The organism is Nonomuraea sp. CA-218870 (assembly GCF_050936535.1).
GTDB classification, from domain to species: domain Bacteria; phylum Actinomycetota; class Actinomycetes; order Streptosporangiales; family Streptosporangiaceae; genus Nonomuraea; species Nonomuraea corallina.
Genome location: NZ_JBNJMN010000001.1, coordinates 43458 through 69609 on the forward strand (window position 1 = coordinate 43458; position 26152 = coordinate 69609).

At 73.2% G+C, this 26152-nt stretch carries 27 protein-coding genes; 14 read left to right on the plus strand and 13 right to left on the minus strand.

From position 1 onward, the window contains the following. Window positions 1–38 precede the first annotated feature (38 nt). Together ACQEUU_RS00205 and ACQEUU_RS00210 are read left to right on the plus strand one after the other, a co-directional pair. Window positions 39–890: an N-acetylmuramoyl-L-alanine amidase gene (locus ACQEUU_RS00205; protein WP_433058542.1), complete on the plus strand. Its 852-nt coding sequence runs from the start codon at window positions 39–41 to the stop codon at window positions 888–890. After that, window positions 887–2479 (plus strand): beta-N-acetylhexosaminidase, encoded by a 1593-nt coding sequence (locus tag ACQEUU_RS00210; RefSeq protein WP_433058545.1) that lies wholly within the window; start codon window positions 887–889, stop codon window positions 2477–2479. Before ACQEUU_RS00205 ends, ACQEUU_RS00210 begins: the two co-directional genes overlap by 4 nt. 4 nt (window positions 2480–2483) lie before the next feature. On the opposite strand, the gene recD2 is transcribed toward ACQEUU_RS00210, so the two are convergent. The 4 genes from recD2 to ACQEUU_RS00230 all read right to left on the minus strand — a co-directional run bounded on the left by recD2 (window position 2484) and on the right by ACQEUU_RS00230 (window position 6991). Next, window positions 2484–4658: an SF1B family DNA helicase RecD2 gene (gene recD2 / locus ACQEUU_RS00215; protein ID WP_433058548.1), complete on the minus strand. Its 2175-nt coding sequence runs from the start codon at window positions 4656–4658 to the stop codon at window positions 2484–2486. A gap of 66 nt (window positions 4659–4724) precedes the next feature. Continuing rightward, entirely contained in the window at window positions 4725–5279 is a 555-nt protein-coding gene (locus ACQEUU_RS00220; RefSeq protein ID WP_433058551.1) for a GNAT family N-acetyltransferase, read from the minus strand. Beyond that, complete coding sequence (locus ACQEUU_RS00225) at window positions 5276–6334, minus strand: quinone-dependent dihydroorotate dehydrogenase (protein WP_433058554.1); 1059 nt, start codon at window positions 6332–6334, stop codon at window positions 5276–5278. Before ACQEUU_RS00225 ends, ACQEUU_RS00220 begins: the two co-directional genes overlap by 4 nt. 6 nt (window positions 6335–6340) lie before the next feature. Next, entirely contained in the window at window positions 6341–6991 is a 651-nt protein-coding gene (locus ACQEUU_RS00230; protein WP_433058557.1) for a response regulator, read from the minus strand. A gap of 19 nt (window positions 6992–7010) precedes the next feature. On the opposite strand from ACQEUU_RS00230, the gene ACQEUU_RS00235 reads away from it, so the two are divergent. The 4 genes from ACQEUU_RS00235 to ACQEUU_RS00250 all read left to right on the plus strand — a co-directional run bounded on the left by ACQEUU_RS00235 (window position 7011) and on the right by ACQEUU_RS00250 (window position 10655). Then, the gene (locus ACQEUU_RS00235) at window positions 7011–7397 is read left to right on the plus strand and encodes a tautomerase family protein (RefSeq protein WP_433058560.1); all 387 of its coding nucleotides are present in this window, start codon (window positions 7011–7013) and stop codon (window positions 7395–7397) included. A gap of 40 nt (window positions 7398–7437) precedes the next feature. Further along, on the plus strand, window positions 7438–8817 hold the full coding sequence (lpdA, locus tag ACQEUU_RS00240) for a dihydrolipoyl dehydrogenase (protein WP_433058563.1): 1380 nt from the start codon (window positions 7438–7440) through the stop codon (window positions 8815–8817). A gap of 103 nt (window positions 8818–8920) precedes the next feature. Beyond that, window positions 8921–10150: an acyltransferase family protein gene (locus tag ACQEUU_RS00245; RefSeq protein WP_433058566.1), complete on the plus strand. Its 1230-nt coding sequence runs from the start codon at window positions 8921–8923 to the stop codon at window positions 10148–10150. Window positions 10151–10256: 106 nt separating this feature from the next. Next, entirely contained in the window at window positions 10257–10655 is a 399-nt protein-coding gene (locus ACQEUU_RS00250; protein WP_433058569.1) for a hypothetical protein, read from the plus strand. On the opposite strand, the gene ACQEUU_RS00255 is transcribed toward ACQEUU_RS00250, so the two are convergent. Beyond that, a complete protein-coding gene (locus ACQEUU_RS00255) occupies window positions 10640–11221 on the minus strand; it encodes a hypothetical protein (RefSeq protein WP_433058572.1) in 582 nt (193 codons plus the stop codon). The two genes, ACQEUU_RS00250 and ACQEUU_RS00255, sit on opposite strands and share 16 nt — an antisense overlap. A gap of 162 nt (window positions 11222–11383) precedes the next feature. Between ACQEUU_RS00255 and ACQEUU_RS00260 the strand changes: the two genes are divergently transcribed. Beyond that, window positions 11384–11860: a hypothetical protein gene (locus ACQEUU_RS00260; protein ID WP_433058575.1), complete on the plus strand. Its 477-nt coding sequence runs from the start codon at window positions 11384–11386 to the stop codon at window positions 11858–11860. Here ACQEUU_RS00260 and ACQEUU_RS00265 read toward each other — a convergent pair. Next, window positions 11845–12339 carry a hypothetical protein gene (locus ACQEUU_RS00265; protein ID WP_433058578.1) on the minus strand — a complete coding sequence of 165 codons (495 nt, stop codon included), beginning with the start codon at window positions 12337–12339 and terminating at the stop codon, window positions 11845–11847. The genes ACQEUU_RS00260 and ACQEUU_RS00265 overlap by 16 nt on opposite strands. Window positions 12340–12381: 42 nt before the next feature. Further along, window positions 12382–12654, minus strand: coding sequence for a hypothetical protein (locus ACQEUU_RS00270; RefSeq protein WP_433058581.1), 273 nt, complete (start codon window positions 12652–12654; stop codon window positions 12382–12384). An 11-nt stretch (window positions 12655–12665) separates the two neighbouring features. On the opposite strand from ACQEUU_RS00270, the gene ACQEUU_RS00275 reads away from it, so the two are divergent. Together ACQEUU_RS00275 and ACQEUU_RS00280 are read left to right on the plus strand one after the other, a co-directional pair. Then, window positions 12666–13412, plus strand: coding sequence for a class I SAM-dependent methyltransferase (locus tag ACQEUU_RS00275; protein WP_433058584.1), 747 nt, complete (start codon window positions 12666–12668; stop codon window positions 13410–13412). A gap of 178 nt (window positions 13413–13590) precedes the next feature. After that, window positions 13591–15210, plus strand: a complete 1620-nt coding sequence (locus ACQEUU_RS00280; protein WP_433058586.1) for an ABC-F family ATP-binding cassette domain-containing protein — start codon at window positions 13591–13593, stop codon at window positions 15208–15210. Here ACQEUU_RS00280 and ACQEUU_RS00285 read toward each other — a convergent pair. Next, entirely contained in the window at window positions 15199–16434 is a 1236-nt protein-coding gene (locus tag ACQEUU_RS00285; RefSeq protein WP_433058589.1) for a hypothetical protein, read from the minus strand. The two genes, ACQEUU_RS00280 and ACQEUU_RS00285, sit on opposite strands and share 12 nt — an antisense overlap. 171 nt (window positions 16435–16605) lie before the next feature. Here ACQEUU_RS00285 and ACQEUU_RS00290 point away from each other — a divergent pair, with 171 nt between their 5' ends. Continuing rightward, window positions 16606–17562 (plus strand): NAD-dependent epimerase/dehydratase family protein, encoded by a 957-nt coding sequence (locus tag ACQEUU_RS00290; protein WP_433058591.1) that lies wholly within the window; start codon window positions 16606–16608, stop codon window positions 17560–17562. After that, complete coding sequence (locus ACQEUU_RS00295; RefSeq protein WP_433058594.1) at window positions 17559–18395, plus strand: glycosyltransferase family 2 protein; 837 nt, start codon at window positions 17559–17561, stop codon at window positions 18393–18395. Before ACQEUU_RS00290 ends, ACQEUU_RS00295 begins: the two co-directional genes overlap by 4 nt. Here ACQEUU_RS00295 and ACQEUU_RS00300 read toward each other — a convergent pair. The 3 genes from ACQEUU_RS00300 to ACQEUU_RS00310 are packed head-to-tail and all read right to left on the minus strand — an operon-like array spanning window position 18281 to window position 20720. After that, on the minus strand, window positions 18281–18814 hold the full coding sequence (locus ACQEUU_RS00300) for a GtrA family protein (protein WP_433058597.1): 534 nt from the start codon (window positions 18812–18814) through the stop codon (window positions 18281–18283). The genes ACQEUU_RS00295 and ACQEUU_RS00300 overlap by 115 nt on opposite strands. Beyond that, a complete protein-coding gene (locus ACQEUU_RS00305; RefSeq protein ID WP_433058600.1) occupies window positions 18811–19557 on the minus strand; it encodes a class I SAM-dependent methyltransferase in 747 nt (248 codons plus the stop codon). Before ACQEUU_RS00305 ends, ACQEUU_RS00300 begins: the two co-directional genes overlap by 4 nt. Then, entirely contained in the window at window positions 19554–20720 is a 1167-nt protein-coding gene (locus ACQEUU_RS00310; RefSeq protein WP_433058602.1) for an NAD-dependent epimerase/dehydratase family protein, read from the minus strand. The genes ACQEUU_RS00305 and ACQEUU_RS00310 overlap by 4 nt, the downstream gene beginning before the upstream one ends. Before the next feature lie 461 nt (window positions 20721–21181). Here ACQEUU_RS00310 and ACQEUU_RS00315 point away from each other — a divergent pair, with 461 nt between their 5' ends. The 3 genes from ACQEUU_RS00315 (at window position 21182) to ACQEUU_RS00325 (ending at window position 23846) form a co-directional block, all read left to right on the plus strand. Beyond that, window positions 21182–21580 (plus strand): ATP-binding cassette domain-containing protein, encoded by a 399-nt coding sequence (locus tag ACQEUU_RS00315; protein ID WP_433058605.1) that lies wholly within the window; start codon window positions 21182–21184, stop codon window positions 21578–21580. A 260-nt stretch (window positions 21581–21840) separates the two neighbouring features. Beyond that, complete coding sequence (locus tag ACQEUU_RS00320; protein WP_433071683.1) at window positions 21841–22503, plus strand: response regulator transcription factor; 663 nt, start codon at window positions 21841–21843, stop codon at window positions 22501–22503. Between the two features lie 41 nt (window positions 22504–22544). After that, complete coding sequence (locus ACQEUU_RS00325) at window positions 22545–23846, plus strand: ATP-binding protein (RefSeq protein WP_433058607.1); 1302 nt, start codon at window positions 22545–22547, stop codon at window positions 23844–23846. Here the strand turns inward: ACQEUU_RS00325 and ACQEUU_RS00330 are convergent. Together ACQEUU_RS00330 and ACQEUU_RS00335 are read right to left on the minus strand one after the other, a co-directional pair. Continuing rightward, window positions 23837–24739, minus strand: coding sequence for a TAXI family TRAP transporter solute-binding subunit (locus ACQEUU_RS00330; RefSeq protein ID WP_433058609.1), 903 nt, complete (start codon window positions 24737–24739; stop codon window positions 23837–23839). The genes ACQEUU_RS00325 and ACQEUU_RS00330 overlap by 10 nt on opposite strands. 43 nt (window positions 24740–24782) lie before the next feature. Then, window positions 24783–26138: an FAD/NAD(P)-binding protein gene (locus ACQEUU_RS00335; protein ID WP_433058612.1), complete on the minus strand. Its 1356-nt coding sequence runs from the start codon at window positions 26136–26138 to the stop codon at window positions 24783–24785. Window positions 26139–26152: the final 14 nt, after the last annotated feature.

Consider the following 26152-nt stretch of genomic DNA (forward strand, 5'->3'; position numbering starts at 1 on the left):
CCGCTCCCGCCGGGCGAGGTTGTCGTAGGTTGGAGCGCATGCGTGCTCTTCCCGTCTCCGCCCTGGCCGCCTGCGGCCTGATCGTCTCCGCCTGCGGGGGCGCCGCGCCCGGTGTCCCCGCGGCGGATCAGATGGCGCGCCGGGACGCCGGGCCCACGGCGAGCGCCACCGCCGGCGAGGCCGGGCCGGGCGGCTCGGCAAGGCCCGCCGACAAGGCCCCCGCCGCCCGGCCGCTCGCCGGCAGGGTCGTCGTCATCGACCCGGGACACAACGGAGGCAACGCCCGCGCCCCCAAGGCCATCAACCGCAAGGTCAACGTGCTGACCCAGTGGAAGGCCTGCGACACCACCGGCACCGCGACCAACAGCGGCTACCCGGAGGCGGCGTTCACCTGGGACGTGTCCAAGCGCCTGGCCAGGATCCTCAAGAGCCGCGGCGCGACGGTGAAGCTCACCCGCTCCAGCAACACCGGCGTCGGCCCGTGCATCACCGAGCGGGCCGCGATCGGCAACGACAGCAAGGCCGACGCCGCGATCTCGGTGCACGCCGACGGCTCCAGCCCCGGCAACCGCGGCTTCCACGTCATCATGCCGAAGAAGATCGGCGGCCCGGTCGACCCGGTGGTGGGCGCCTCGGCCCGGCTGGGGAAGTCCGTGCGCGACGCCTTCCGCGAGGGCACCGGGCTGCCGTACTCGACCTACATCGGCGACAAGGGCCTCGACTACCGCAACGACCTGGGCGGGCTCAACCTGTCGACGGTGCCGAAGATCTTCATCGAGGCCGGCAACATGCGCAACGCGGGCGAGGCCGCCAAGTTCCGCGACCCGAAGTTCCGCCAGCGCATCGCGGTGGCGCTGGCGAACGGTTTGCAGGACTATTTGAGACCGTGATCCCTTCCCCCAAGCTGCGCCGGTCCCTGTCCGCCTCCTACGACCTGCCCGCCGGAGCCACGGTCTCGGGCCCTGCGGACCTGGTCGCCGCCGTCCGCACCGCGCTGCCGGGGCTCGACCTGCTGCCGGGCGACCACGGCGCCGTCGACCTGCGGCTCGACCCGGCGCTCGGCCCCGAGGCGTACCGGCTGACGGTCGGCTCACGCGGGGTGGAGATCGCCGCGGGCGGCCGGGCGGGCGCGTTCCACGCCGCCCAGTCGCTGCGCCAGCTCCTGCCCGACGAGGCCTTCCGGTACGGCGCCGCGACCTCGTGGACGGTGCCCGGGATGCGGATCGAGGACGAGCCCCGCTTCCCGTGGCGCGGCCTGCACCTCGACGTGGCGCGCCACTTCTTCCCCAAGCGGGAGGTCATGCGGCTGGTCGACCTGATGGCGATCCACAAGCTCAACCGCCTCCACCTCCACCTGGCCGACGACCAGGGCTGGCGCGTGGAGAGCCGGGCCTACCCGCTGCTGCACGAGGTGTCCTCCCACCGGCCGCGCTCGGCCGTGCACCCTCACGGGCGGCCGGAGGCGTTCGACGAGATCCCGCACGGCGGCTACTACACGCTGGCCGACCTGACCGAGATCGCCGCCTACGCCCGCGCCAGGGCGGTGACGGTGGTGCCGGAGATCGACGTGCCGGGGCACGCCTCGGCGATCCTGGCCGCCTACCCGTCGCTGGGCGCGACGGGCGAGCCGCACGACGTGCTCGACCGGTGGGGCATCTCCCCCGCGATCCTGTCGCCGCTGCCGCCGACGGTCGAGTTCCTCACCACGATCTTCGACGAGCTGCTGGGGGCGCTGGGCGAGACCCCGTACGTCCACATCGGCGGCGACGAGGTGGTGCTCGACCAGTGGGCCGCCTCCCCCGAGATCGACGCCTACCGCGAGTCGCTCGGCCTGGCCACGGTCAACGACCTGCAGGCGTGGTTCCTGCGGCGGCTGGCCGACGCGCTGGCCGAGCGGGGCAGCCGCGCGGTGGTGTGGGACGAGGCGTTCGTCAGCGGCGGCCTGCGGCAGGACACGGTGGTCATGCCGTGGCGCGGCCAGGGCGTCGGCCGCCGCGCCGCCGCCGCGGGCCACGACGTGGTGGCCACCGCGGTCTTCCCGCTCTACTTCGACTACGCGGAGGCGGCCTCGCCGGACGAGCCGCTGGCCATCGGCGAGACGATCACGGTGGCGGACGTGGCGGCGTTCGACCCGGCACCGGCCGGCTGGGCGCCGGAGGAGCGCGAGCGGGTGATCGGCGTGCAGGCGCAGCTGTGGACGGAGCGCGTGGCCGACCCCCGCACCCTCGACTACAGGATGTGGCCCAGGGCGTGCGCACTGGCCGACATCGCCTGGGGCGCCCGGGACGACTTCGCCGGGCGGCTGGAGGCCCACCTGGGACGGCTGGACGCGCTGGGCGTCGAGTATCGCCCGCCGGCCGGGCCGCACCCGTGGCAGCGCCGCAGGCCGCACCTGCCCGGCGTCGTCCGGCTCGACGAGGCGATGCCCCGCCTGGAGGCCATGACCCTCGACCCCGAGTCGACCCGGCCCAGCATGTGACCCGTCAGGCCAGCGCGAGGGCCAGCCGCCGCGGCAGCGCGGTGTTGCGCCGGCGGCCGAGGGTGTGCACCGCCGTCTCCAGGGCCTCGCGCTGGCCCACCAGCACCACCCACGACCTGGCTCTGGTCACCAGCGTGTAGAGCAGGCTGCGGCGCAGCATGATGCCGCCGGACTCGGCGACGATCGGGGCGACCACGAACGGGTACTCGCTGCCCTGGGAGCGGTGCACGCTGATCGCGTACGCGTGGGTCAGCTCGTCCAGCTCGTCGAAGGCGTACTCGACGGTGCGGCCGTCGTCGGTGCGGAGCTCCACCAGCCGCTCGCGCGGGTCGATGGCGGTGACCGTGGCGGTCTCGCCGTTGAAGACGCCCTTGTCGTAGTTGTTGCGGATGGGCAGCACCCGGTCGCCGGCGCGGTAGACCGACGAGCCGTACCAGTGCTCGTCGACGCCGTCGCCCGGCGGGTTGAGCCTCTCCTGGAGACGGCGGCCCAGCTCGACGGTGCCCGTGACGCCCTTGCGCATCGGGCACAGCACCTGCACCTGGTCGGGGCGGATGCCCTGTTTGCGGGGGATGGCCTCGGTGGCGAGGTGGATGACCCGGTCGGCCACCGCCACCGGGTCGTCGAGCTCCTCGAACCAGAACCCGCCGCCGCCGGGCAGGCCGGGCAGCTCGCCGCCGCGGACGCGGTGGGCGGCCCGGATGATGCCGCTGTCCTGCGCCTGGCGGAAGACGTGGGTGAGCCGGACGCGGGGGACCTCCTCGACGCTCAGCAGGTCGGCCAGCACCCTGCCGGGGCCGATGCTGGGGAGCTGGTCGCTGTCGCCGACCAGGAGCAGGTGGCTGCCCGACGGGACGGCAGAGGCCAGCCGGGTGGCGAGCTGAAGGTCGAGCATGGACGCCTCGTCGACCACGACGAGGTCGGCCTCGACGGGCCGCTCCTGGAACAGCGCGCCGTCGTCCTCGGGCTCCTGGGCCAGCATGCGGTGGACGGTCATCGCGGGCAGCCCGGTCAGCTCCGACAGCCGCTTGGCGGCCTTGCCGGTGGGCGCGCTGAGCGTCACCCTGCCGCCCATCGCCCGCACCGTGGCGGCGATGGCGGACACCGTGTGACTCTTGCCGCAGCCGGGGCCGCCGGTCAGCACCGTGACCGTGCTGGTCAGCACCAGGTTGACGGCCGCGCGCTGGTCGTCGTGGAGCGCGTCGTCCTCCTGGTAGGGGCGCAGCCGCAGCGCTGACGGGGCCCGGAGGAGCCGGGCCAGGTGGCCGGCCAGCGCGACCTCGCGGCTGTGCTCCTGCTTGCCGTAGACGACCAGGCGGCCCGGGTCGTCGGGGGCGGTCTCGACGACCACCCGCCGGTCGGCGTGGAGCGCGTCGACGGCCTGCCTGATCGCCGGCTCGTCCTGCTCGACCAGCGCCGCCACCTGGGCGACGAGGGCGCGGTACGGGACGAAGCAGTGGCCGCCGCCGGCCGCGGCCGCCTCGATCCGGTCGACCACGGCCGCCTTGACGCGCTGCGGGCTGTCCTCGGGGACGCCGGAGCGCAGCGCGATGCGGTCGGCGCTCTGGAAGCCGATGCCGCGCACCCGGCCCACCAGCTGGTAGGGGTCGGTGGTCAGCACGCGGAGCGACTCGTCGCCGTACGTCTGGTAGATCTTGGCGGCGAGCAGCGGGCTCACCCCGAAGCCCTGCAGGGCCACCATGAGGGCGGCGACGGCCTTCTGCTCGGCCCACGCCTCGACGATCTGGGCCTGGCGGATGGCGCCGATGTTGACCACCTCGCGCAGCCGGGCCGGCTCGGTGTCGATGACCTTGAGCGTCTCCTCGCCGAAGTGGCTGACGATGGCGTGGGCGAGCCGCGGGCCGACGCCGCGGATCAGGCCGGAGCCGAGGTAGAGGGCGATGGCGCGGACGGTGGACGGCGCGACCCGCTCGCACCGCCGGACCTGGAGGCGGGCGCCGAAGCGGGGATGCTCGCCCCACTCGCCGGACAGCAGCAGCCGCTCCCCCGGCTGCGCCCCGGCCAGCGCCCGCCCGGCGGCGACGAAGACGGCCCCGTCGTCGGCGCTGGCGCGGGCGACGGTGTAGTCGTCGTCGCCGACGTGCACGAGCTGCTCGACCGTCACCTCGACCGTGGCCTCGTCCGTGTTCCCGGACTCGTCGGGTCTCGCGCGCGCCACCACTCAACTCCCGGCCGTCGTGTCAGGCATCCGACGCTCGGACCCTAGCCTTCCGTGCCGACAGTCCTACCCGGCAGGGCCGTCGTCCAGGATCTTCTCGAAGAGCAGGTGGTCGCGCCACTCACCGTCGATGCGCAGGTACTTCCTCGCCACGCCGATCTCCTCGAACCCGCACCTGCGCAGCACGCGCTGGGACCTGTCGTTGTCGAGGAGGGTGCCGGCCTGGACGCGGTGCAGGCCCAGCGTCGCTGCCGCCTCGCGGCACACCTCGCGCACCGCGGCGGTGGCCAGGCCGCGGCCGGCGTGCCCGGCGTCCACCCAGTAGCCCAGGTGGCCGTTGCGGAAGGCGCCGAGCACGATGTCGTTCAGGTTGACGACGCCGGCGATGAGCGGGCCGTCGGCGAGCACCCACGGGAACATCCGGCCCTCGTCGCGGGACTTCAGCATGTCCTCCACCCGGGCGACCTGCCCCGTGGCGGTGAAGAACTCCTCGGCGCGGCGCGGCTCCCAGCGGCGCAGGTGGTCGCGGTTGCGGACGTACGCCGCCGCGAGCGCCTCGGCGTCGTCAGGGGCCAGCGGGCGCAGCACGACCCCGCCGCCGAGCGCGACCTCCCCGCTCACCGGGGCGCCGTCCGGCCGATCGCCTCGCCGATGGAGGTCATCCCGTGCCGCCGGACCCGCCGGGCCAGCTGCCGGTGCACGCGCGCCGCCCACAGCGGCCCGCCGTAGATCCAGCCCGTGTAGCCCTGCACCAGCGTGGCCCCGGCCAGCAGCCGCTCCCACACGTCGTCGACGTCCTCGACGCCGCCCACCGACACCAGCGTCAGCCGGTCGCCGACGCGAGCGCGCAGCCGCCGCAGCACCTCCAGCGAGCGCGCCTTGAGCGGCCGGCCGGACAGCCCGCCGGTGGGGCCGTCGTGCGCGATCGTGGTGTTGGTCGCGATGATGCCGTCGAGCCCCAGCTCCAGCGCCAGGTCGGCGACCGCGTCCACGTCGTCGTCCGCGAGGTCGGGCGCGATCTTGACGAGCAGCGGGGTGCGCCGGGGGGTGCTGTCGCAGACCTCCTTGACCGAGGTCAGCAGCGGTCGCAGCAGCGACACCGCCTGCAGGTCGCGCAGGCCGGGCGTGTTGGGCGAGCTGACGTTGACCACCAGGTAGTCGGCGAGCGGCGCCAGCTCCTTGGCGCTGGTGACGTAGTCGGCGGCCGCCTCCGACTCGGGCACCACCTTGGTCTTGCCGATGTTGACGCCGACCACGGCGGGCACGCCGCGGGTGCGGCGCAGGCGGCGGGCCGCGGCCTGGGCGCCGGCGTTGTTGAAGCCCATCCGGTTGACCACCGCGCGCTCGCGTACGAGCCGGAACAGCCGCGGGCGCGGGTTGCCCGGCTGCGCGTGCGCGGTGATCGTGCCCACCTCCACGTGGGAGAAGCCGAGCGCGGCCACGGCCTCGGCGCAGGCGGCGTCCTTGTCGAACCCGGCGGCCAGCCCGAGCGGGCCGGGGAAGTGGACGCCGAACGCGGTTATCCGCAGCGCCGGGTCGTGCGGGGCGAGCGCCCGGTGGAGCAGGCGTTTGAGCAGGGGCGTCCTGGCGAGCAGGGCCAGGCCCCTGACGGTGCGGTGGTGCACGGTCTCGGCGTCGAGCCGCCGCAGGACCTGCGTGAAGACGAGGCGATACATCACGCGTCAGGCTACCAACCCGGCCTCGTAGGCGATGATCGCCGCCTGCACCCGGTTGCGCACGCCCAGCCGGGTGAGTATGGCGCTCACATGGGCCTTCACCGTGCCCTCCACGAGATGCAGCCGGCCGGCGATCTCCGCGTTCGACAGGCCGGAGCCGAGCAGCGCCAGCACCTCGCGCTCGCGTTCGGTCAGCGACGCCGTCCGGTCACGGGCGTGCGCGCCGCGCGCCATCCGGCCGCCGGAGAGCTGGGTGATCACCCTGTGGGCGACCTTCGGCGACAGGTAGGCCGCGCCGCCGGCCACCGCGCGCACGCCCGCGAGCAGCTCGCGCGGGTCGCCCGACTTGAGCAGGAAGCCGCTCGCGCCCAGCTCCAGAGCCTTGGCGATGTAGTCGTCCTCGCCGAACGTGGTCAACATCACCACCCCCGTGCCGGGCGCCGCCCGCCGCAGCTCGGCCGCCGCGGCCAGCCCGTCCAGCCGCGGCATGCGGATGTCGAGCAGCGCCACGTCGGGGTGGTGGCTGATCGCCAGGTCCACCGCCTCGCGCCCGTCACCGGCCTCGGCCACCACCTCCAGCTCCGGGTCCGACGCCAGGATGGCCCGGACGCCGGCGCGGATCATGGTTTCGTCGTCGGCCAGCAGGATGCGGATCATGCCTTCTATAGTGGCCGACATGGCACAGGTGAAGGTCTACGGGCGGCGCGACGTGTGGGCCGGACGGCAGCGCGAGGTCTCCGACCTGCTCCAGGGCTGTCTGGTCGACGCGTGGGGGCTGCCGGAGGGCAAGCGGTTCCACCGGTTCCTGCTGCTCGACGCCGACGACCTGATCTGCCCGCAGCGCTCCGACGCCTACCTGATCGTGGAGATCGTCTGTTTCACCGGCCGCGACGACGACGCCAAGCGCGCGCTCATCCGTACGATCTACGAGCGGCTCCCGTACGACCCGGAAGACGTGGAAATCACCATCATCGAGATGCCGCAGGTCAACTGGGGTATCCGAGGTATGGTGGCCGACGAGCTGGTGCTGCCCTACCGGGTGGACGTCCAGCCGCGGGGGTGACGGTCAGGCGCGCCCCCCGGCGGGCGGTATGGTCCGACTCATGAGCACTCACTACGACGTCGTGGTCCTGGGCGCGGGTCCGGGGGGATACACGGCCGCCGTCCGTGCCTCCCAGCTCGGGCTCCGCACGGCGGTCATCGAGGAGAAGTACTGGGGAGGCGTCTGCCTGAACGTGGGCTGCATCCCGTCCAAGGCGCTGCTGCGCAACGCCGAACTGGCCCACATCTTCACCAAGGAGGCCAAGATCTTCGGCATCCAGGGTGAGGTCACGTTCGACTACGGCGCCGCCTTCACCCGCAGCCGCAAGGTCGCGGACGGCCGGGTCAAGGGCATCCACTACCTGATGAAGAAGAACTCCATCAAGGAGTACGACGGCCGGGGCACGTTCCTCGACGCCAACACCATCCAGGTGAACGACGAGACGATCACCTTCGACCACTGCATCATCGCCGCCGGCGCGACCACCCGGCTGATCCCCGGCACGTCGCTGTCGGACCGCGTGGTGACGTACGAGGAGCAGATCCTCTCTGAGGAGCTGCCCGGCAGCGTCATCATCGCGGGCGCGGGCGCCATCGGCGTGGAGTTCGCGTACGTGCTGCACAACTACGGCGTCAAGGTCACGATCGTGGAGTTCCTCGACCGGATCGTGCCGCTGGAGGACGAGGAGGTCTCGGCCGAGCTGGCCAAGCGCTACAAGCGGCTGGGCATCGAGCTGCACACCTCCACCCGGGTGGAGAACATCGAGGACACCGGCTCCTCGGTCAAGGTCACCGTGTCGCGCGACGGGCAGCAGCAGGTGCTGGAGGCCGACAAGGTGCTGCAGGCGATCGGCTTCCAGCCGCGCGTCGACGGCTACGGCCTGGAGAAGACGGGCGTCGAGCTGACCGACCGGGGCGCCATCGCGGTCGACGGCCGGCTGCGCACGAACGTGCCGCACATCTTCGCGATCGGCGACGTCACGGCCAAGCTGATGCTGGCGCACGCCGCCGAGGCGATGGGCATCATCGCCGCCGAGACCATCGCGGGCGCCGAAACCATGGAGCTCGACTACGTGATGATCCCGCGCGCCACCTACTGCCAGCCGCAGGTGGCCAGCTTCGGCTACACCGAGACGCAGGCCCGCGACCTGGGCTATGACGTCAAGGTGGTGAAGTTCCCGTTCACCGCCAACGGCAAGGCCCACGGGCTGGGCGACCCGAACGGCTTCGTCAAGATCATCAGTGACAACGAGCACGGCGAGCTGCTGGGCGCCCACCTGATCGGCCCCGAGGTCACCGAGCTGCTGCCGGAGCTGACGCTGGCCCAGCAGTGGGACCTGACGGTGCACGAGGTGGCCCGCAACGTGCACGCCCACCCGACGCTGGGCGAGGCGGTCAAGGAGGCGATCCACGGCCTGGCCGGCCACATGATCAACATGTGAGCGTGAACGGGTGATCGGTATGGGCGGGACAACTCCCGCCCTTCGCTCGATCTTCTACGGTTCCGGCTAAAAAGGGCGTACCACGCGGTAGCCTCGGGCCTCGATGGCCAACTCCACCGGGACCCGGGAGACACTCGCGCCCGTTCCTCCTCGCGAGAGCCGCCTGGGCTGGCTGGACGCGCTGCGCGCCGTCGCCGCGCTCGTGGTCGTGTACGAGCACGCGCTCGACCCGCTCTACCCGGAGCTGCGCGCCGTCACCGGGCCCTGGTTCGACGCCGGGATCTACGGCGTCATGGTGTTCTTCCTGGTGAGCGGTTACGTGATCCCCGCCTCGCTGGAGCGGCGGGGCAGCGTGGCCGGGTTCTGGGCCGGCCGGTTCTTCCGGCTCTACCCGCTGTGGGCGGTGGCCGTGGCGGCGGCCCTGCTGCTGGCCGTCTCCGGCGTCGACCCGATGCACGTCTGGCTCACCGACCGGCCGGCGTCGGCGGTGCTCGGGCATCTGACCATGCTGCAGGACCTGCTCAACGTGCCGAACGTGCTCAACGTGCTCTGGACGCTCTCGTACGAGATGGCCTTCTACCTCCTGGTCACCGCCCTGTACGTGGCCGGGGCGCACAGGCGGAGCGCGGAGGTCGCCTTCGGGTTCGGGGCCGCGGCCGTGCTGCTGGGCGGGGTGCTGCCGTCGGTGCTGCTGTCGCGCGGGGCCGGGGCGACGCTCGGCACCGTGCTCGCCGTGATCGCGCTGGTGGGGTGCGGGCTGGCCGGGGTGCTGAGCGGGCGTCCGGGTGCGCGTCGGGCCGGGGCGCTGGCGCTCGGGGTGGTGGTGCTCGGGCTGATCCTGGTGAACGGGCGGATCCCGGCCTGGCAGAGCCTGACGATCCTGGCCACCATGTTCGCCGGCACGGCCCTGTACCGGGTGCGGGACGGGCAGGTCGCGCCGTGGCGGGCGGCGGCACTGGCGGGGAGCGTGCCGGTCGCCGCGGTGGCGGCGGCGCTCTGGCACGGCGACGGCGTCCCGTGGCCGTGGGTGAGCGCGGTGCTGGCGGCGTGGGCCACGTTCGCGGCCGGGATGCTGCTGGCCGGGCGGCGGGTGCCGGCGTGGTGGGCCTGGCTGGGCATGGTGAGCTACTCGGTCTACCTGCTGCACCCGATCCTGCTGGAGATCGTGGACGGGCTGCTGGCGGATCCGGCCGCCGTCGCGTGGCCGTACCGGGCCGGACTGGGCCTGGTGGTGCTGGGGGCGCTGCTCGGCTGCGCGGCTCTGACGTACCGGCTGGTGGAGGCGCCCGCCCAGCGCGCGGGCAAGCGGATCGCGGCGAGATTCGTCAAGTAGGCCGATATATTTCGACCGCCGGGCGCGCGCCGGATCATCGGCTGACGGACGATAAGCCTTCACAAAAGGCGGGGCCGGGGGCGGGTGGGGCCGCTACGGTCGTGCCATGGACGCAGCCACCCCTGTGCCAGGACCGGTGCTGACCGCTCAGATCCTGCTCTGGATCGACATCGCGCTGATGGGCGTGGCCGTCGTCGTCCTGCTGTTCACCGCCGCCGGTGAGGCCGGCCAGACCCCGCAGGAGGCCACGCGGCTCGTCATGGTCATCCTGTGGAGCGCCGTCCTGGTCGTGCTCATCGCCTTCCTGACGGTCAAGCTCGCGGCGCGCAGGCGCTGGGCCCGCGTCAGCCTCGTCGTGGTCATGGCGCTGAACGTCCTGGGCTACCTCGTCAACCTGCTGGCCAACGGCGGTCTCGCTCTCAGCGCCATCCTGGGTCTCGCCCTGGCCGTCTCCGTGATCGTCTGCCTGGTGCACCAGGACGCCAGGGCCTACCTCGACCAGTAGCGGGCCATCTTGGCCGCCATCTTCGTGGCGTCCGCCCGGTGCCTGGCCAGGGTGCGCAGCGGCTCGGCGGCGTTGTGCATGTCCCAGTAGATCGCCACGGCGGAGCCCTCGCGCACGGCGACGAACTTCTGCGTCTGCGGGAACGGCGTCCTCTTCGTGGCCTTGATCGTCCGCGCGGCCTGCAGGGCCTCGTCGCCGATGCGCAACCGCTTGGACTTGACCGTCCCGCCGCACTCCTTGATCAGCGCCCGCATCCGGTCCATCATCTTCCCCGCGCCCTTGGCGGAGCCGAACACGAACAGCTGCTCGCCGCGTCTGCGGTCGGTGCGCTGACCGCCGCCGATCCGGGTGTCGTACGCGGCGTCGCGCCTGGCCTTCCACCCGGAGAACATGACGGGGGAGCACTGGATGTTCCAGACCTCCTCCATGTCGTCCTGGCTGACGAACCAGTGCTCGTTGTCCTGCCGCGCCTGCTTCTCGTACAGCAGGAAGTTCTTCGGGATGGCGGGGGCCTGCGCGGGCACCAGCATCGCGCCCGCCACCACCAGCACGATCGTCTTCAGCATGCGCCGACGTTATCGGAGTTCGTCACGCTTTGACCGGCGTCCCCGGCGACCGCACAGCGAACCGGGAGCAAGGGGGTTGAAAGCCGCGTATTCCACACGGCAAGGGTCCTGCAAGCGGTGCGACGGACAGTGCGCTCAACACCTCCCGAAAGGACCGCACCGATGTCGCTCTCCCGCCCCGTCGCCGCTCTCGCCCTCGCCGCCGGCGCCATGCTGCTGATCGCCCCCGCCGCCCAGGCCGCGACCGCCTCGGCCGAGGCGTCCTCGCCCTGGGGCCCCCGCTACGCCCCCGGCCAGAAGGCCAAGGCCGTCGGCACGCTGACGGCCAAGGGCGAGGACCACGCCGACCTCCCCACCGCCGACTCCGTGAAGATCACCGGCAAGGTCTACGACTACGCCGCCTCGTCCAAGGTCTGCGGCTGGGCCGTGTTCCGCATCACCTACCGGGACGGGAACCAGCTGCCGTTCAAGCACCGCAGCATCCGCGACTGCACCTACCGGACGGCCAAGAAGTTCTCGTTCACCGACCACGACGTCTACCAGGTCGAGCTCAAGGTCTGCTCCGAGGGCAAGCGGACCCAGCCGTCCGACGTCTGCCTGTACGTCGGCACCTGGAAGACCCTCTACCTGTCCAAGTGAGCCCGCTTGTGGTCACGCCACACCCGGCACGCCCCGTCGACCCGCACCCGCACGGCCGAGCCGGCGGCGACCGTGACGGCGTGGCCGGGCACCCGGGCGGTGACGAGGAGCGGCTTGACCAGCGACTCGCTGCGGCCGCTGCAGACAGTGATCTTCTTGTCGCCGCCGGCGGCGGGCTCGCTCTCGGGCGTGCCACCGCAGGCGGCGAGCATCAGCGCGGTCGCGCGGGTCCTCCCGACGCGGGGACCCTCGGCAGGCTCGTCGTACCGCTGCTGCGCTCCGCCGGGCACGAGGTGCGCGTCCTCGCCCGGCGGGGCGGCGACGTCACCGCCGACCTGCTCACGGGCGAGGGCCTCCAGCCGGCCGTGGACGGCGCCGGGACCGTCCTGCACCTGGCGGGCGGCCCGAAGGACGACGACGTGGCGGCCCGCAACCTGACCGCGGCCGCCGCGCGCCGGGGTCCGGCACCTGGCGCACATCTCGGTGATCGGCGCGGACCGCGTGCCGCTGGCCTGGTTCCGCTACCAGCGCGACGCCGAGCGGGCCGTGATGGACTCGGGCGTCCCCTGGACGATGCTGCGCGCCGCCCAGTTCCACGACCTGGTGCTCAAGGCGGTGACGCGGGTGGCCAGGCTCCCGGTCGTCCCGGTCCCCGGCGGGCTGCGGTTCCAGCCGGTCGACGCCCGCGACGTGGCCGCCCGCCTCGTGGACCTGACGGCCGGCGGCTTCCCCGCGCTCCCCGGAGGGTGGAGCCGGTCGCCCGGGCGGGGAAAACCGTTCGACACCCCCGACACGGATCACGATCATGGCCGGTATGCGACAGCAGGACATCTGGGACTCCGAGGCCGCCCGGGGCTACGACACTCCGGGCGCCGGCATGTTCGCCCCCGAGGTCCTGGAGCCGGCCGTGGCCCGCCTCGCCGAGCTCGCGGGCGGCGGCCGGGCGCTCGAGTTCGCCGTCGGAACCGGCCGGGTGGCCGTGCCGCTCGCCGAGCGCGGCGTGAGCGTCACCGGCATCGAGCTGTCCCGCCCGATGATCGATCAGCTCCGGACCAAAGCCGACGAGGCGACGATCCCGGTCGTCGAAGGCGACATGGCGACGGCCGTCGCGCCGGGGACGTACACGCTGGTCTACCTCGTCTACAACACGATCTCCAACCTGCTCACGCAGGCCCAGCAGGTCGCGTGCTTCCGCAACGCCGCCCGTCACCTCGGGCCCGGCGGCCGGTTCGTGATCGAGCTGTGGGTGCCGGAGCTGCGCAAGCTGCCGCCGGGGCAGCAGGCCACGGTCTGGCAGTGCGAGCCGGGCTACATCGGCCTCGACACCTACGACGTGCTGCGCCAGCACGTCGTCTCGCACCACTTCCGGTTCGGCGACGGCAGGCAGGCCCGGCTGTCGCGCAGCCCGCACCGGTACATCTGGCCGGCCGAGCTCGACCTCATGGCGCAGCTGGCCGGGTTCGAGCTGGAGAGCAGGCACGCCGACTGGGCCGGAGCCGAGTTCACCGCCGACTCGCCCTCCCACGTGTCGGTCTACCGCCTCCCCGGCTGACCGGGCACGTTTCAACCCCTGGGGAGACGCCGGGGTCCTTTGTTAGCATCGGGGCGTGCACTTGTACTTCCTCTGATGGCGACGCCACCGGCCGCTGACCCGGCCGGATCTTCCGTCGTCGTCCATCCCTTGTCAGCGGGGCCTTCCGCACGCGCGATCGCGGCCCCGTGGAGGAAGCATGTCCACGAGTGCTCTGCCTGCCCATGCCCGGGCTCATCTCAACGCCACCGAGCTGCGTCTCGCCCGCGGTGGCCGGGCGGTACTGAACGGTGTCGACCTGACCGTCTCACGCGGCGACCGGCTGGGGGTGGTGGGCGAGAACGGCCGGGGCAAGACCACGCTGCTGCGGGTGCTCGCCGGCTCCCTCGACCCCGACTCCGGCACGGTGCGCCGGGCCGGCACCGTCGGCGTCGCCGACCAGGTGATCCCGGCCGGCGACGGCCGCACAGTCGGCGACCTGATCGACCTCGAACTGGCCCAGGTGCGCGCCGTGCTGGAAGCGCTGGAGTCCGCGACGCTCGCGCTCGCCGAGGGACGCCCCGGCGCGGACGAGGAGTACGCGGGCGCGCTGTCGGCCGCCGAGTCCATCGACGCCTGGGACGCCGGCCGCCGGGTCGACATCTCGCTCGGCGCGCTCGGCGCGACGCACGACCGGGACCGCCCGCTGGCCGGCCTGTCGGTCGGCCAGCGCTACCGGATCCGGCTGGCCTGCCTGCTCGGCGCCGGATACGACCTGCTGCTCCTGGACGAGCCGACCAACCACCTCGACGCCGGTGGCCTGGACCACCTGACCGACCGGCTGCGGGCCTACCCGGGCGGCGTGGTCCTGGTCAGCCACGACCGGGCGCTCCTGGCGGACGTCGTCACCGCGGTCCTCGACCTGGACCCGACCAGCGACGGCCGCCCCCGCGTGTACGGCGGCGGCTACGCCGGCTACCGGGAGGGCAGCCGCGCCGAGCGGGAGCGGTGGGAGACCGCCCACCGCGACCAGCTGGCCGAGCGCCACCGGCTCGCGCAGGACCTGTCCGCCGCCCAGAACCGGCTGACCACCGGATGGCGACCGGAGAAGGGCACGGGCAAGCACACCCGCGCCACGCGGGCGCCCGCTCTGGTGCGCGCCGTCCACCGGCGTCAGGAGGACCTGGAGGCGCACGTCCTCGACGTCCCCCCGCCGCCGCTGCGCTTCCGGCCCCCTCAGATGGGGTCCATGCCGGGGGCGGTGCTGCTGCGCGCCGACGAGGTCACCGTGACCGGCAGGATCGACGTGCCCTGCTCGGTGCTGCTGCGCTCCGGCGACCGCCTGGTGGTGACGGGGCCCAACGGCTCGGGCAAGTCCACCCTGATCGGCGTGCTCGCCGGGACGCTCGCCCCCGCCACCGGCTCCGTGCAGCGCCATCGGGGCGCGCGGATCGGCCTGCTCGCCCAGGAGTCGCCCCCGCCGTCCCGGCGGCGGGCCGTGGAGGTGTACGAGGCCGCGATCGGCGGGCTCGTCACCTCGGGCGCGCTGAAGGAGTCCGACCAGGTCGGCCTCTCCCAGCTCGGCCTGCTGCCCGCGGAGGCCGCCCGGCGGCCGGTGACGGAGCTGTCGGTCGGTCAGCGGCGGCGGCTCGACCTGGCCGTCATGCTGGCCGCGCGCCCGCATGTCGTGCTCATGGACGAGCCGACCAACCACCTGTCGATGACCCTGGTCGAGGAGCTGACCGAGGCGCTGGGCGCGACCGCCGCGGCGGTGGTCCTGGCCACCCACGACCGGCAGCTGCTGCGGGACACCGAGGGCTGGCCGCGGCTAAGGTTCTGACTCCGCCTTGGTCTCCCGTACCGGCTCGGCGGCGCGCTCGTCCTCGGCGGGGCGCGGCGCGTTCCTGGGCGGCAGGGCGGCGAGCAGGAAGGGGATGACCAGGAAGGAGGACAGCGCCCACACGCCGTGGAACTGCCACCACCCCATCCCGGTGAACGGCTGGATACGCAGGTAGCCCGCCGCGGCCCAGGCGCTGGCGGCGATGATCGCCGGCCACGTGAAGCGGCCGGGGCGGGCGAGCAGGTAGGGCACCGGCCACAGCAGGTACTGGGCGCCGAGCCGGTACGTCAGGACGAGGAAGACGAGCAGCAGGACCAGCGTGAGGTCGATCGGATCGGCCCTGCGCCACCACCACACGGCCGCGAGCAGCCCGGCGACCAGCACGAGCGTGCCGATCCTGCCGAGGCCGGCCGACACCGTCTGGTCGCCGCCCGTCACCAGGGCGGTCCAGCCCCAGTCGCCCACCACCGGGCGCGTCGACATGATGGCCCTGGCCAGGTCGACCAGCCCGGTGACCGGGGTGTCCAGGAACACCGAGCTGCTGAGCAGCCAGAGCCCGGGGACGGCCGCGGTCCAGCCGAGCACCACCAGGCGGCGCGTCCCGGCGACGGCGAGCACGACGCCGGGCACCAGCAGGACGGACCAGTTGGTGCAGGCCACCGACAGGCCCATGAGCACCCCGGCCCAGTGGGCCCGGCCGGCCCTGGCGGCTACCAGGGCGGCCACCCCGAAGGCCAGGGTGAGCGGCGGGAACTGGCCGTGCAGGCCGCTGACCATGACGCCGAGCGGCACGCACGCGTACTGGAAGCCGCGCAGCGCCCCGCGCTCGCCGGCGAGCTTGGCCACCAGCGGGATCAGCGCCAGGTCGGCCAGGACGGGGACGATCCGGCCCGCCACGTTCCAGGAGAGCCCGAGCAGGTCGCCCAGCTCCTTCTGCCCGGCGAGCACGTAGGCGAGGAACGGCAGGAAGTGCCAGCCGCCGTCGCGCATGTGGGTGGTCGGGTTGTGCCCGGCGAGCACCTCGTCGGCCGCTTCCGAGAAGTCGACGGCGAAGTCGTACGGCTGGGCCGGGTCCTGCGCGGCCCACGCCAGGGCGACGACGCGCAGCACGGCTCCGAGGCACAGCGCCGCCCACAGCGGCGGCGACCAGCCGCGCCGCTGCGCGACCAGCGCGAGGACCAGGCCGGCCACCAGCGGAGGACCCACCACCAGAGCTGGGCTCACGCGTACTCCTCCAACTGCCTCATGATCGGTCGCCAGGACGAGAGAGACCGTAGCCTACGCACCGAGTCCAAGGGTTTGCTGAGAATGGCCGCCCCGGGCCGGGAGCACGGCCGGGCCGCACTCCGGATGCCGGTATCGTCGCTGGGACCCGAGGGAAAGGAATGCCAGGAGATGCCGGACGTGACCGGAGCCCGGGTGCTCGTGACGGGCGGATCGGGGTTCATCGGAAGGCGGCTGGTGGCGGCGCTGCTCGGCGAAGGGGCCGAGGTGACCGTGGCCGACCTGCACCCCCACCCTGATCCCGGGGTCACGTCCGTCGTGGGCGACCTGCGCGATCCCGGGGTGCGCGAGCGGGCGGTGACCGCCGGGCTGGACGCGGTGGTCCATCTCGCCGCCGTCACGTCGGTGCTCCGGTCGGTGGAGGACCCGGCGGGGACGTACGCGACCAACGTCGAGGCCACGGCGGGGCTGCTGGAGCTCGCCAGGGAGCGGGCGGTGCCGCGGTTCCTGCTGGCGTCGACCAACGCGGTCACCGGCGACGTGGGCGGCGCCCGCATCACCGAGAGCCTGGCGCTGCGCCCGCTCACCCCGTACGGCGCGACCAAGGCCGCGGCGGAGATGCTGCTCAGCGCCTATTCCGGGGTCTACGGGATGCGCACGGTCGCGCTGCGGTTCGCCAACGTCTACGGGCCGGGCATGCTGCGCAAGGACAGTTTCGTCCCGAGGCTGATGAGAGCCGCCGCCGAGGGTAGAGGGGTCCAGGTGTACGGGGACGGGGGGCAGCTGCGCGACTACGTCCATGTCGACGACGTGGTCCAGGCCGTGCTGCTCGCCTGGCGCGCGGACCACGACGGTCCCCTGATCGTCGGGTCCGGCGTGTCGGTGAGCGTCAACGAGCTGATCGACGCCGCGCGGAAGGTCACCGGGGCGCCGATCCCGGTCGAGCGGGTGCCCGCGAAACAGGGCGAGATGCCGGCCGTGGTGCTCGACGTCTCGGCGGCGCGGGCGATCGGATATCGGCCACGTCACGATGTGACCTCAGGAATGGCCACGGTATGGCCGGACTTCGCGCCTTCTCGGCCAGAATCGGCTGCGGCAAAGAGTGACACAACGGAGGATGACGCATGACGAGCGCGGAGACGCCGCCGGACATCGACGCCGCCGCCGTGGCGGAGTTCACCGCCCAGTACGGCTCCGACCTGCCTCCTGTCGCGATCGTCATCGCCGCGTACGACGAGGAGCACAGCATCGGCGCGACGGTGAACGGCATCCCCGCCATCGTCCACGGCATGGAGACCGCGACCATCGTGGTCGTCGACGGCGCCACCGACAGGACCGCGGCCGAGGCGCGCAAGGCCGGGGCCATGGTCTGCGACGTCCCGGTCAACCGCGGGCAGGGGGCGGCGCTGCGGCTCGGCTACCGGCTGGCGCGCGAGAGCGGCGCTCGTTACATCGTCACCACGGACGCCGACGGGCAGTACGATCCGGCCGACATCACGCGGGTGCTCGCCCCGGTCGTCGACGGGGAGGCCGACTTCGCCACCGGCTCCCGCGTGCTCGGGCGGCAGGAGACCCACGACCGGGTCCGCCGCCTCGGGGTGCACGTGTTCGCCTGGCTGATCAGCCGGTTCACCGGGCAGCGGATCACCGACACCTCCTTCGGCCTGCGGGCCATGCGCGCGGAGGTCACCGGGGCGGTCACGCTCAAGCAGCCGCAGTACCAGTCGTCCGAGCTGCTGATCGGGGTGATCTCCCGGGGGTTCCGGGTGGTGGAGGTGCCGGCCACGATGCGGCTGCGCGCGGCCGGCACCACCAAGAAGGGCGGCAACCTCGTCTACGGCTACCGCTACTCGCGGGTCGTCGTCGGGACCTGGCTGCGCGAGCGCCGCCGCCCCGCTTCGCCCTCCTCTCCGGCGTCCGCGCGCTCCTCCTCGGAGCCGGTGCCGGCGAAGACGAAGTAGTGGAACAGGAAGAACTTCGCCACGAACAGCAGCCCGTAGATCCCCAGGAAGACGGCTCCCACGAACACCACGCGGGGGCCGTCGGTGGTGAAGATCTGGTGCCCGATCCGGTCGGCGGCCGCGGTGCCCCAGGAGGCGATGGCCAGCCCCGCCACCGCGGTCAGCCAGTACGGGAGCAGCTCGCGCAGCGGCTTGGGCCGCCCGCGCACCTTCCAGGCCCATGACCGGTTGAGCACGTAGTTGACGATCGCGCCGAGTCCCCAGGCGACGACGGAGGCCATCGAGGCGCTGAGGAGCCCGAGCCCGTACACCGTCAGCAGCGTGACCTCGCTGACCACGCCCGCCACCACCGACCCGATCGCGTAGCGCCCGAAGATGCGCGGGAGGGCGCCCCGCAGGAGACGACGGAGCCTGTTCACGGCGCCGCGTGCCCCCGGCCCTCGGGCACCCGGAAGACGCCGAGGATCGACTGGCCGAACGGGATCGGCAGGACCCGGTCGAGCACCCGGGTGACCGGGACCAGGACCCGGTCGTACAGGCCGACGGCGCCCGCCTTGGGCGAGCCGGCCTTGCCCAGCCGCACGGCGGCCCACCAGGCGAGCCCGCCGAGCAGGTTGACCGGGCGGGCCAGCTCGACCTCCAGCCCGGCGCGCACCGCGGCGTCCCTGAGGGTGGCCGGGGTGTAGCGGCGGAAGTGGCCGACCTTGCGGTCGAAGTCGCCGTACAGGCTCTGGTAGGCCGGGACCCACAGGACCAGCGTGCCGCCGGGGACGACCGAGCGGGCCAGCAGGGTGAGGAGGGCCGCGTCGTCCTCGAAGTGCTCCAGCACGTTGATGGCGATCGCGGTCTCGACCGGACGGTCCAGGGTGGCGCCGCAGGAGAGGTCGAACTGCGCCGCCTCGACCTCGCCGCGGCCGGCGAACCGGGCCTTCATCACCTTGACCGCGTCGGGGTCGACGTCGGTGACCACGAGCCGGTCCAGGCCGGTGAACTGGCTCGCGAACTCGCCGAGCCCGGCCCCCACCTCCAGCACGCTGCGCCCGCAGTGCGGGGCGATCAGGTCGAACTGGTAGCGGCGGTAGCGGGGCTTGTCGTGGCCGCCCTCCTCCCGCTCCGCGGTCCGGCCGGTGGCCCGCGCGAACGCGCCTTCCTCCGCGCTCACCGCCGGTTCTCGCCCTTCAGCGCGCCCCGCCAGTCGACCCGCGGCCGCATGGCGTCCAGGTCGACGCGGTCGGCGTAGCGCTTGGTCACGTCGAACAGCGACGTGATGAGGGTGTCGGACAGCAGGTGGGGTTCGAGGCCGAGCTCGACCAGGCCGCTGTGGACCACGTTGTAGTAGTGCTCCTCCTTCTCGACCCGGGGGTTGGCGAGGTTGTCGACGACCACCTCGTCGGGGAAGCTGCGGGCGACGGTCTCGGCGATCTGGGCGACCGACAGCGACTCGGTCATCTGGTTGAACACCCGGAACTCGCCGCGCTCGGCCGGGTTCTCGCAGGCCAGCTGGACGCACCGGACGGTGTCGCGGATGTCGATGATCCCGCGCGTCTGGCCGCCGGTGCCGTAGACGGTGAGGGGGTGGCCGAGCACCGCCTGGACGACGAACCTGTTGAGGACCGTGCCGAACACCGCGTCGTAGTCGAACCGGGTGGCGAGCCGGTCGTCGAGGCTGGTCTCCGGGGTCTGCTGGCCGTAGACGACGCCCTGGTTGAGGTCGGTCGCGCGCAGGCCCCAGATCCGGCAGGCGAACTCCATGTTGTGGCTGTCGTGCACCTTGGACAGGTGGTAGAACGAGCCGGGCCGCTTGGGGTAGAGCACGCGGTCCTTGCGCCCCTTGTGCTCGACCTCCAGCCAGCCTTCCTCGATGTCGATGTTGGGCGTGCCGTACTCGCCCATGGTGCCCAGCTTGACCAGGTGGATGTCCGGGTCGGTCTCGGCGATCGCGTAGAGCACGTTGAGCGTGCCGGCGACGTTGTTGACCTGCGTGTAGACCGCGTGCTTGCGGTCGATCATCGAGTAGGGCGCCGCGCGCTGCTCGGCGAAGTGGACCACCGCCTCAGGGCGGAAGTCGCGGATCATGTCGTAGGTGAAGTCCGCCTCGGTCAGATCGCCGATGTACGCCTGAATGGTCTTGCCGGTGAGCCGGTGCCACGTGGCGATCCTGGTGTGCAGGGATTCGATCGGCACCAGGCTTTCCACGCCGAGCTCGAAGTCGTACTGCCGCCGGACGAAGTTGTCGGCGACGGCGACCTCGTGCCCGCACTGAGAGAGGTGGAGCGCGGTGGGCCAGCCGAGATAACCGTCACCGCCGAGGACCAAAATCCGCATTGACCTGACTTTCTGACTACTGTGCGACAAGGTCGGGGCACCTCCGTGCGCGCACATGGTGTATCGCGCCGGATGTGTGAATCTTCCCCCCGCTTTACTCATCACACTCGTACCACATGACCTTTGCTCGCCTTCCCATCTCGCGCGGGTTCACAGCAGGTTGACAGACATGACAGCCCGCAGTCCGCCCCGGTGGCGGGTGTGACCAGGCGGGGCTGGTCTGCTTGACCAGGGCGGTAGGTACGCTCCTCGCCCTGACGGTGACCGCCTGCGGTGGCTCCGCGCCCGGAGGCGCCGCCCCCGACGCCGCCGACGCCTCAGGGACCATCAAGATAGGCTCCATCCACCCGCTCGGCGGCGCGAAGCTGCGGACTCGACGTGATCATGTAGGCCGTCCTGCTGATCGTCGTGGTCCTGGCCATGCCTCGCGGGCTGTACGGGAGATTCGCCAGGAGGCCGCGATGATCCTTCGTCTGACGGACGTGAGCAAGGCGTTCGGCGGCCTGCGGGCGCTGGGCGGGGTCACGTTCGAGGTCGAGCCGCGCACCATCCACGCGGTCATCGGCCCCAACGGGGCGGGCAAGACCACGCTGTTCTCGGTGATCTCCGGTGAGCAGCGCCCGGACAGCGGCCGGATCGAGTTCGACGGTCAGGACGTCACCGCGCGGCCCACCCATCTGCGCGCCAGGGCGGGGCTGGTCCGCACCTTCCAGCTCACCAGGCCCTTCGCCGCCCTGTCGGTCCTCGACAACGTGGCCGTGGCCGCCGGCGCGCACCTCCGTACCCGCAAGGAGGCCGCCGCGTGCTGGAGCTGTTCCCGAGGCTCGCCGAACGCCTGGACCAGCGCGCCGACACCATGAGCGGCGGCGAGCAGCAGATGCTGGCCATCGGGCGGGCGCTGATGACCCGGCCGAGGCTGCTCATGCTCGACGAGCCGTCGGTGGGCCTCGCGCCTCTCATGGTCCGGGCGGTCTTCGACGCGCTCGGACGCATCCGCGAGAGCGGCGTCGCGATCCTGCTCGTCGAGCAGAACGCGGCCCAGGCGCTCGCGCTCGCGGAGGCCCGGCGTCCGCCCGGCTGTTGCCCGCCCACGTCCGGGTGCTCGTGCTTAACTGAGGCCGTGCGTGTTCTCCTCGTGGAAGACGATGACCGGTTGGCCGCGGCGCTGACCACCGCACTCCAACGGCACGGGAACGTCGTCCAGCGCGTCGCCCAGGCCAACGGCTGTCTCCGCCTCGCCGGAGACAACGACTTCGTGCTCCTGGACCTGGGCCTGCCCGACATGGACGGCATGGAGGTGCTGCGGCAGTTGCGCCGCGCGTCGGCCGTCCCGGTCATCGTGCTCACCGCCCGCTCGGGCGAGCGCGACGTCCTGCGCGGCCTGCGCGGCGGGGCCGACGACTATCTGGTCAAGCCGTTCCGTACGGCCGAGCTGCTGGCGCGCATGGAGGCGGTCGTCCGCCGCGGCACCCGTCCGCTGCCGCCCGGCACCCAGGTGGTCGAGGTCGGCGACGTGCGCATCGACCTGGCCGCGCGGCGGGTGAGCGTGGCGGGCGAGCCGATCTCGCTGACCCGGCGCGAGTTCGAGGTCCTGGCGCTGCTGGCCCGCCGGCCCGGGGCGGTGCGCAGCCGTGAGGAGATCCTCGACGAGGTGTGGGGCGACCCGTTCCTGTCGGCCTCGCGCTCCCTCGACGTGCACGTGGCGTGCCTGCGCGCCAAGACCGGCCGCCCCGAGCTGGTGGAGACCCTGCGCGGCACCGGTTACCGCCTGGGCGTGCGGTGAGACGCAGGCTGGTCGGCACCTTCACGACTCTGATCGTCCTCATGATCGCGTCACTGGCGGTGCCTCTCGGTCTCGCCTACTCCACCCACCGCACCAACCGGCTCCTCCTCGACCGGCGGGCCGACAGCCACCGCATCACCGAGCTGGCCGACTCCGCGATCCGCCTGAACGACCTCAGGGTCCTGGCCGAGGAGATCAACCGCTACACCGACCTGTACGGCGCCGCCGTCGAGGTCCTCGACCGCGAGGGCAACGTCCTCGCCAGGGCCGGCGCCCTGGTCGCCGGTGACCGTGAGGCGGTCAGGGTGGCCCTGTCCGGCAGGATGACCGAGAGCCTGCCCCCCATCACCCCCTTCGGCCCGAGCACCGTGCTCATCGCGCAGCCGGTCGGCAGCGGCTCGCAGCTGTCCGGCGTCACGCTCCTGCGCGCTCCGGCCACCCAGGCCGTGCGTGACGTGACCGTGGTGTGGGGCACGCTGGCCCTGGCCGCGATGGTCTCCCTCGGGTACGGCGCGCTGGCGGCCAGACGCCTCACCCGGTGGATCATGCGTCCGGTGATCGAGCTGGACCGGATGACGCAGGCCATCGCCGAGGGCAGGCACGACACCCACGCCGTGCCGGAGGCCGGCCCTTCGGAGCTGCGCGCGCTGCAGGAGCGCTTCAACGCGATGGGCGACGCGGTCGCCGCCGCGATGGAGCGGCAGCGGGCGTTCGTGGCCGACGCCTCGCACGAGCTGCGCACCCCGCTGACCGGGCTGATCCTGCGGATCGAGAACCTGGAGCCGTACCTGGCGGACGAGGGCAAGGAGGAGTACGAGGAGGCGCTGGCCGAGGCGTCACGCCTGGCCCGGCTGGTGGACGACCTGCTCGCGCTGGCCAGGACCGAGGCGGCCGGCGTGGTGCGGAAGACCGACGTGGCCGCCCAGCTCGCCGCCCGGCTGAGGACGTGGCGCGAGGTGTACGCGGCCCAGGGCATCGACCTCGTCGCCGACCTGCCGCCGTCCTGGACGGGACCGGCCGCCGTGATCAGGATCGCCGACATCGCGCTCGACAACGCGCACAAGTTCGTACCGGAAGGCGGGCGCGTGTCGGTGACGCTGCGCGGCGGCACGCTCCGCGTCGAGGACGACGGGCCGGGGCTGAGCGCCAGGGAACGCGGGGAGGCGCTGGGCCGGTTCTGGCGGTCGGCCGAGCACGTCAACGTGCCGGGCAGCGGGCTCGGGCTGGCGATCGCCGCCGAGCTGGCCCGGCTCAGCGGCGGCACGCTGCGCCTGCTGCCCGCCGAGCCGCGCGGGCTGGTCGTGGAGTTCGCCCAGGCCGGGCCGGTGGCCGCTCAGCCGTAGTCGGCGCGGTAGTAGCGGGCGGCGCCCTCGTGCAGCGGCACCACACCGGTAGTGATCGCGTACCGCTTGACCAGGACCATGCCCGGCGCGTCGGGCGCGCCCAGCCTGTCGCGGCTCTCGAACAGGATCCTGGTCACGTCGAAGGCGACGTCCTCGGGCAGCCCGACGCGGCAGACCAGGTAGCTCGGCGTGCCCACGGTCTGGACGGGCCGCGTCGCGCCGTACACGCCGGTGGGCACCAGGGCGATCTCGTAGAAGGGGCCGAACGCCCGGCGCAGCGGGAGCACCACCTCGTCCAGGGGCACCAGGCGCAGGCCGCGCCGGGTGGCCACGGCGGGGGTGGGGACGCCGCCCGACCAGAACAGCGCGTCGATCGTCCCCCGTTCCAGAGCCTTGAGCGAGCCGTCCAGGTCGAAGCCGCTCTCGGTGACCCGCAGCCGCAGGACCTCCAGCACCCTCAGCGCGGTGAGGTGCGTCCCGGAGCCCTCGGGGCCGACGGAGACGCGCTTGCCGGCCAGGTCGCGCACGGTGGTGATGGGCGAGGAGGCCGGCACGACCAGGTGCACGTAGTTGAGGTAGATCCGGGCCACGGCGGAGACCGCGCGGCGCCGCCGGCGCACGAAGAAGTCGGCGCTGTCGGCCAGCGCGAGCCCCAGGTCGGCCCGGTTGTCGGCGAGGCGGGTGAGGTTCTCGATGCTGCCCGTGCTCGGCATCGGCGTGGTCGGGAAACCTCTCCGGGTCAGTTCGGCGGCGAACCGGTTGCCCAGCGCCTCGTACAGCCCGCCCGCCGTCCCCGTCGCCAGCCTCAGCCGTCGCGCGGCCGGCGGCCCGCTCACGCAGCCGGACGCCCCGAGCAGCCCCAGCGTCACCAGGGCCCGGCGGGATAAGGACACGCGCCTAGGCTGACACGCCGGTCGGCGTTCCGCCAGGGAGCGCTCAGGCCGTCAGCCGCGAGCGCGGGACGCGGACCGCTTCGAGGAGGCGCGGCGCGAGCGCCGCCGCCTGCGCGCGGATCTCGGGTACGGCGGTCGTCTCGTACAGGCCGCCGCGCAGCAACGGCCCCACGGCGAAGACCCGCTCGCCCGGCCGGCCCGTCGCGTCCAGGACCGCGCCGTCCTGGCCCGCGTCCAGGCCGAGGCCCAGAGCGTCGCGCCGGGCCGCCCCGGCGGAGACGAGACCGGCGAGGAAGGGGTCGGACGTCACGTCGGCGCCGGGCCCGGTGGCGTTGACCAGCCAGCCCACGTCGAGCTCGCGGACCGTGCCGTCCACCTCGGCCAGGACCCGCAGACCGGCGCCGGCGGGCCGGGCCCCGACCAGGCCGCCGCGCAGCAGGCGCAACCGGCCGGAGGCGAGCAGCTCGGCGAGCGCCGCCGCGGAGGCCGGCGGGACGCGGTGCCGGTGGATCTCCCAGTAGCGCGCCACCCGGTCCAGGAAGATCCGGCGTTCGCCGGGGGCGAGCCTGGTCCACAGCTCCTGCGTCCGAGGGCGCAGGCCTTCCATGACGCCGTGCCAGTCCCCCGCGTTCGCCCGTACGGCCTGACGCACCACCCGCAGCAGGTCGGCGACCCGCAACGGCCCGTCGGGGAAGGTCACAGGGACGGGCGCCGCCGGGACGGGCGGGTGGGCGCGCGGGAGCAGCCCGCGCCGCGACAGCGCGTAGACCACGGTGCCGGGATGGGCCCGGGTCACGGTGAGAGCCACGTCCACCATGGTCAGCCCGGTGCCCAGCACCAGCACGGGCGTGCCGTCGCCGACCTCGTCGAGCGCGCCCGCGGCCCACGGGTCGGCGACGTGGCGGGGGTGCGCGGGCGTCCCGGGCAGCGGGGCGGGGGCCCGGTTGCCGAGGGCCAGGACGACCGCGTCCGCGGCGACGCGGCGGCCGTCGGCCAGGCGCACGGCGTGGTCGCCTTCCAGGCCGGTGGCGGTGCCGGTGATCAGGTGGAGCGCGCGGGCCGGCGGCTCCGCCGAGGCGGCCAGCACCTCGCGCAGGTAGCGCCCGTAGACGGCCCGCGGCAGGTAGCCGGTCCCGCTCGCGTCCAGGCCCGTGGCGCGCGCCCAGCTCAGGAAGTGGCCGGGCTCGCCCTCGACGGCGCTCATCCGGTCGGCCCGGGTGTTGAGCAGGTGGTGCGGATCGGTGGTCGCGTACGCCTGGCCGAGTGCGTGCCGGCCGTGCTGGTCGATGAGCGTGACGGCTGTCGGCGTCCTCCGGGTGCGGGCGAGCCGCAGCAGGTGGATGGCGGTCAGAGCGCCGCTCGCGCCGCCGCCGACGACGACGATCGATGGAGTCTCCACCCAACCCACACTAC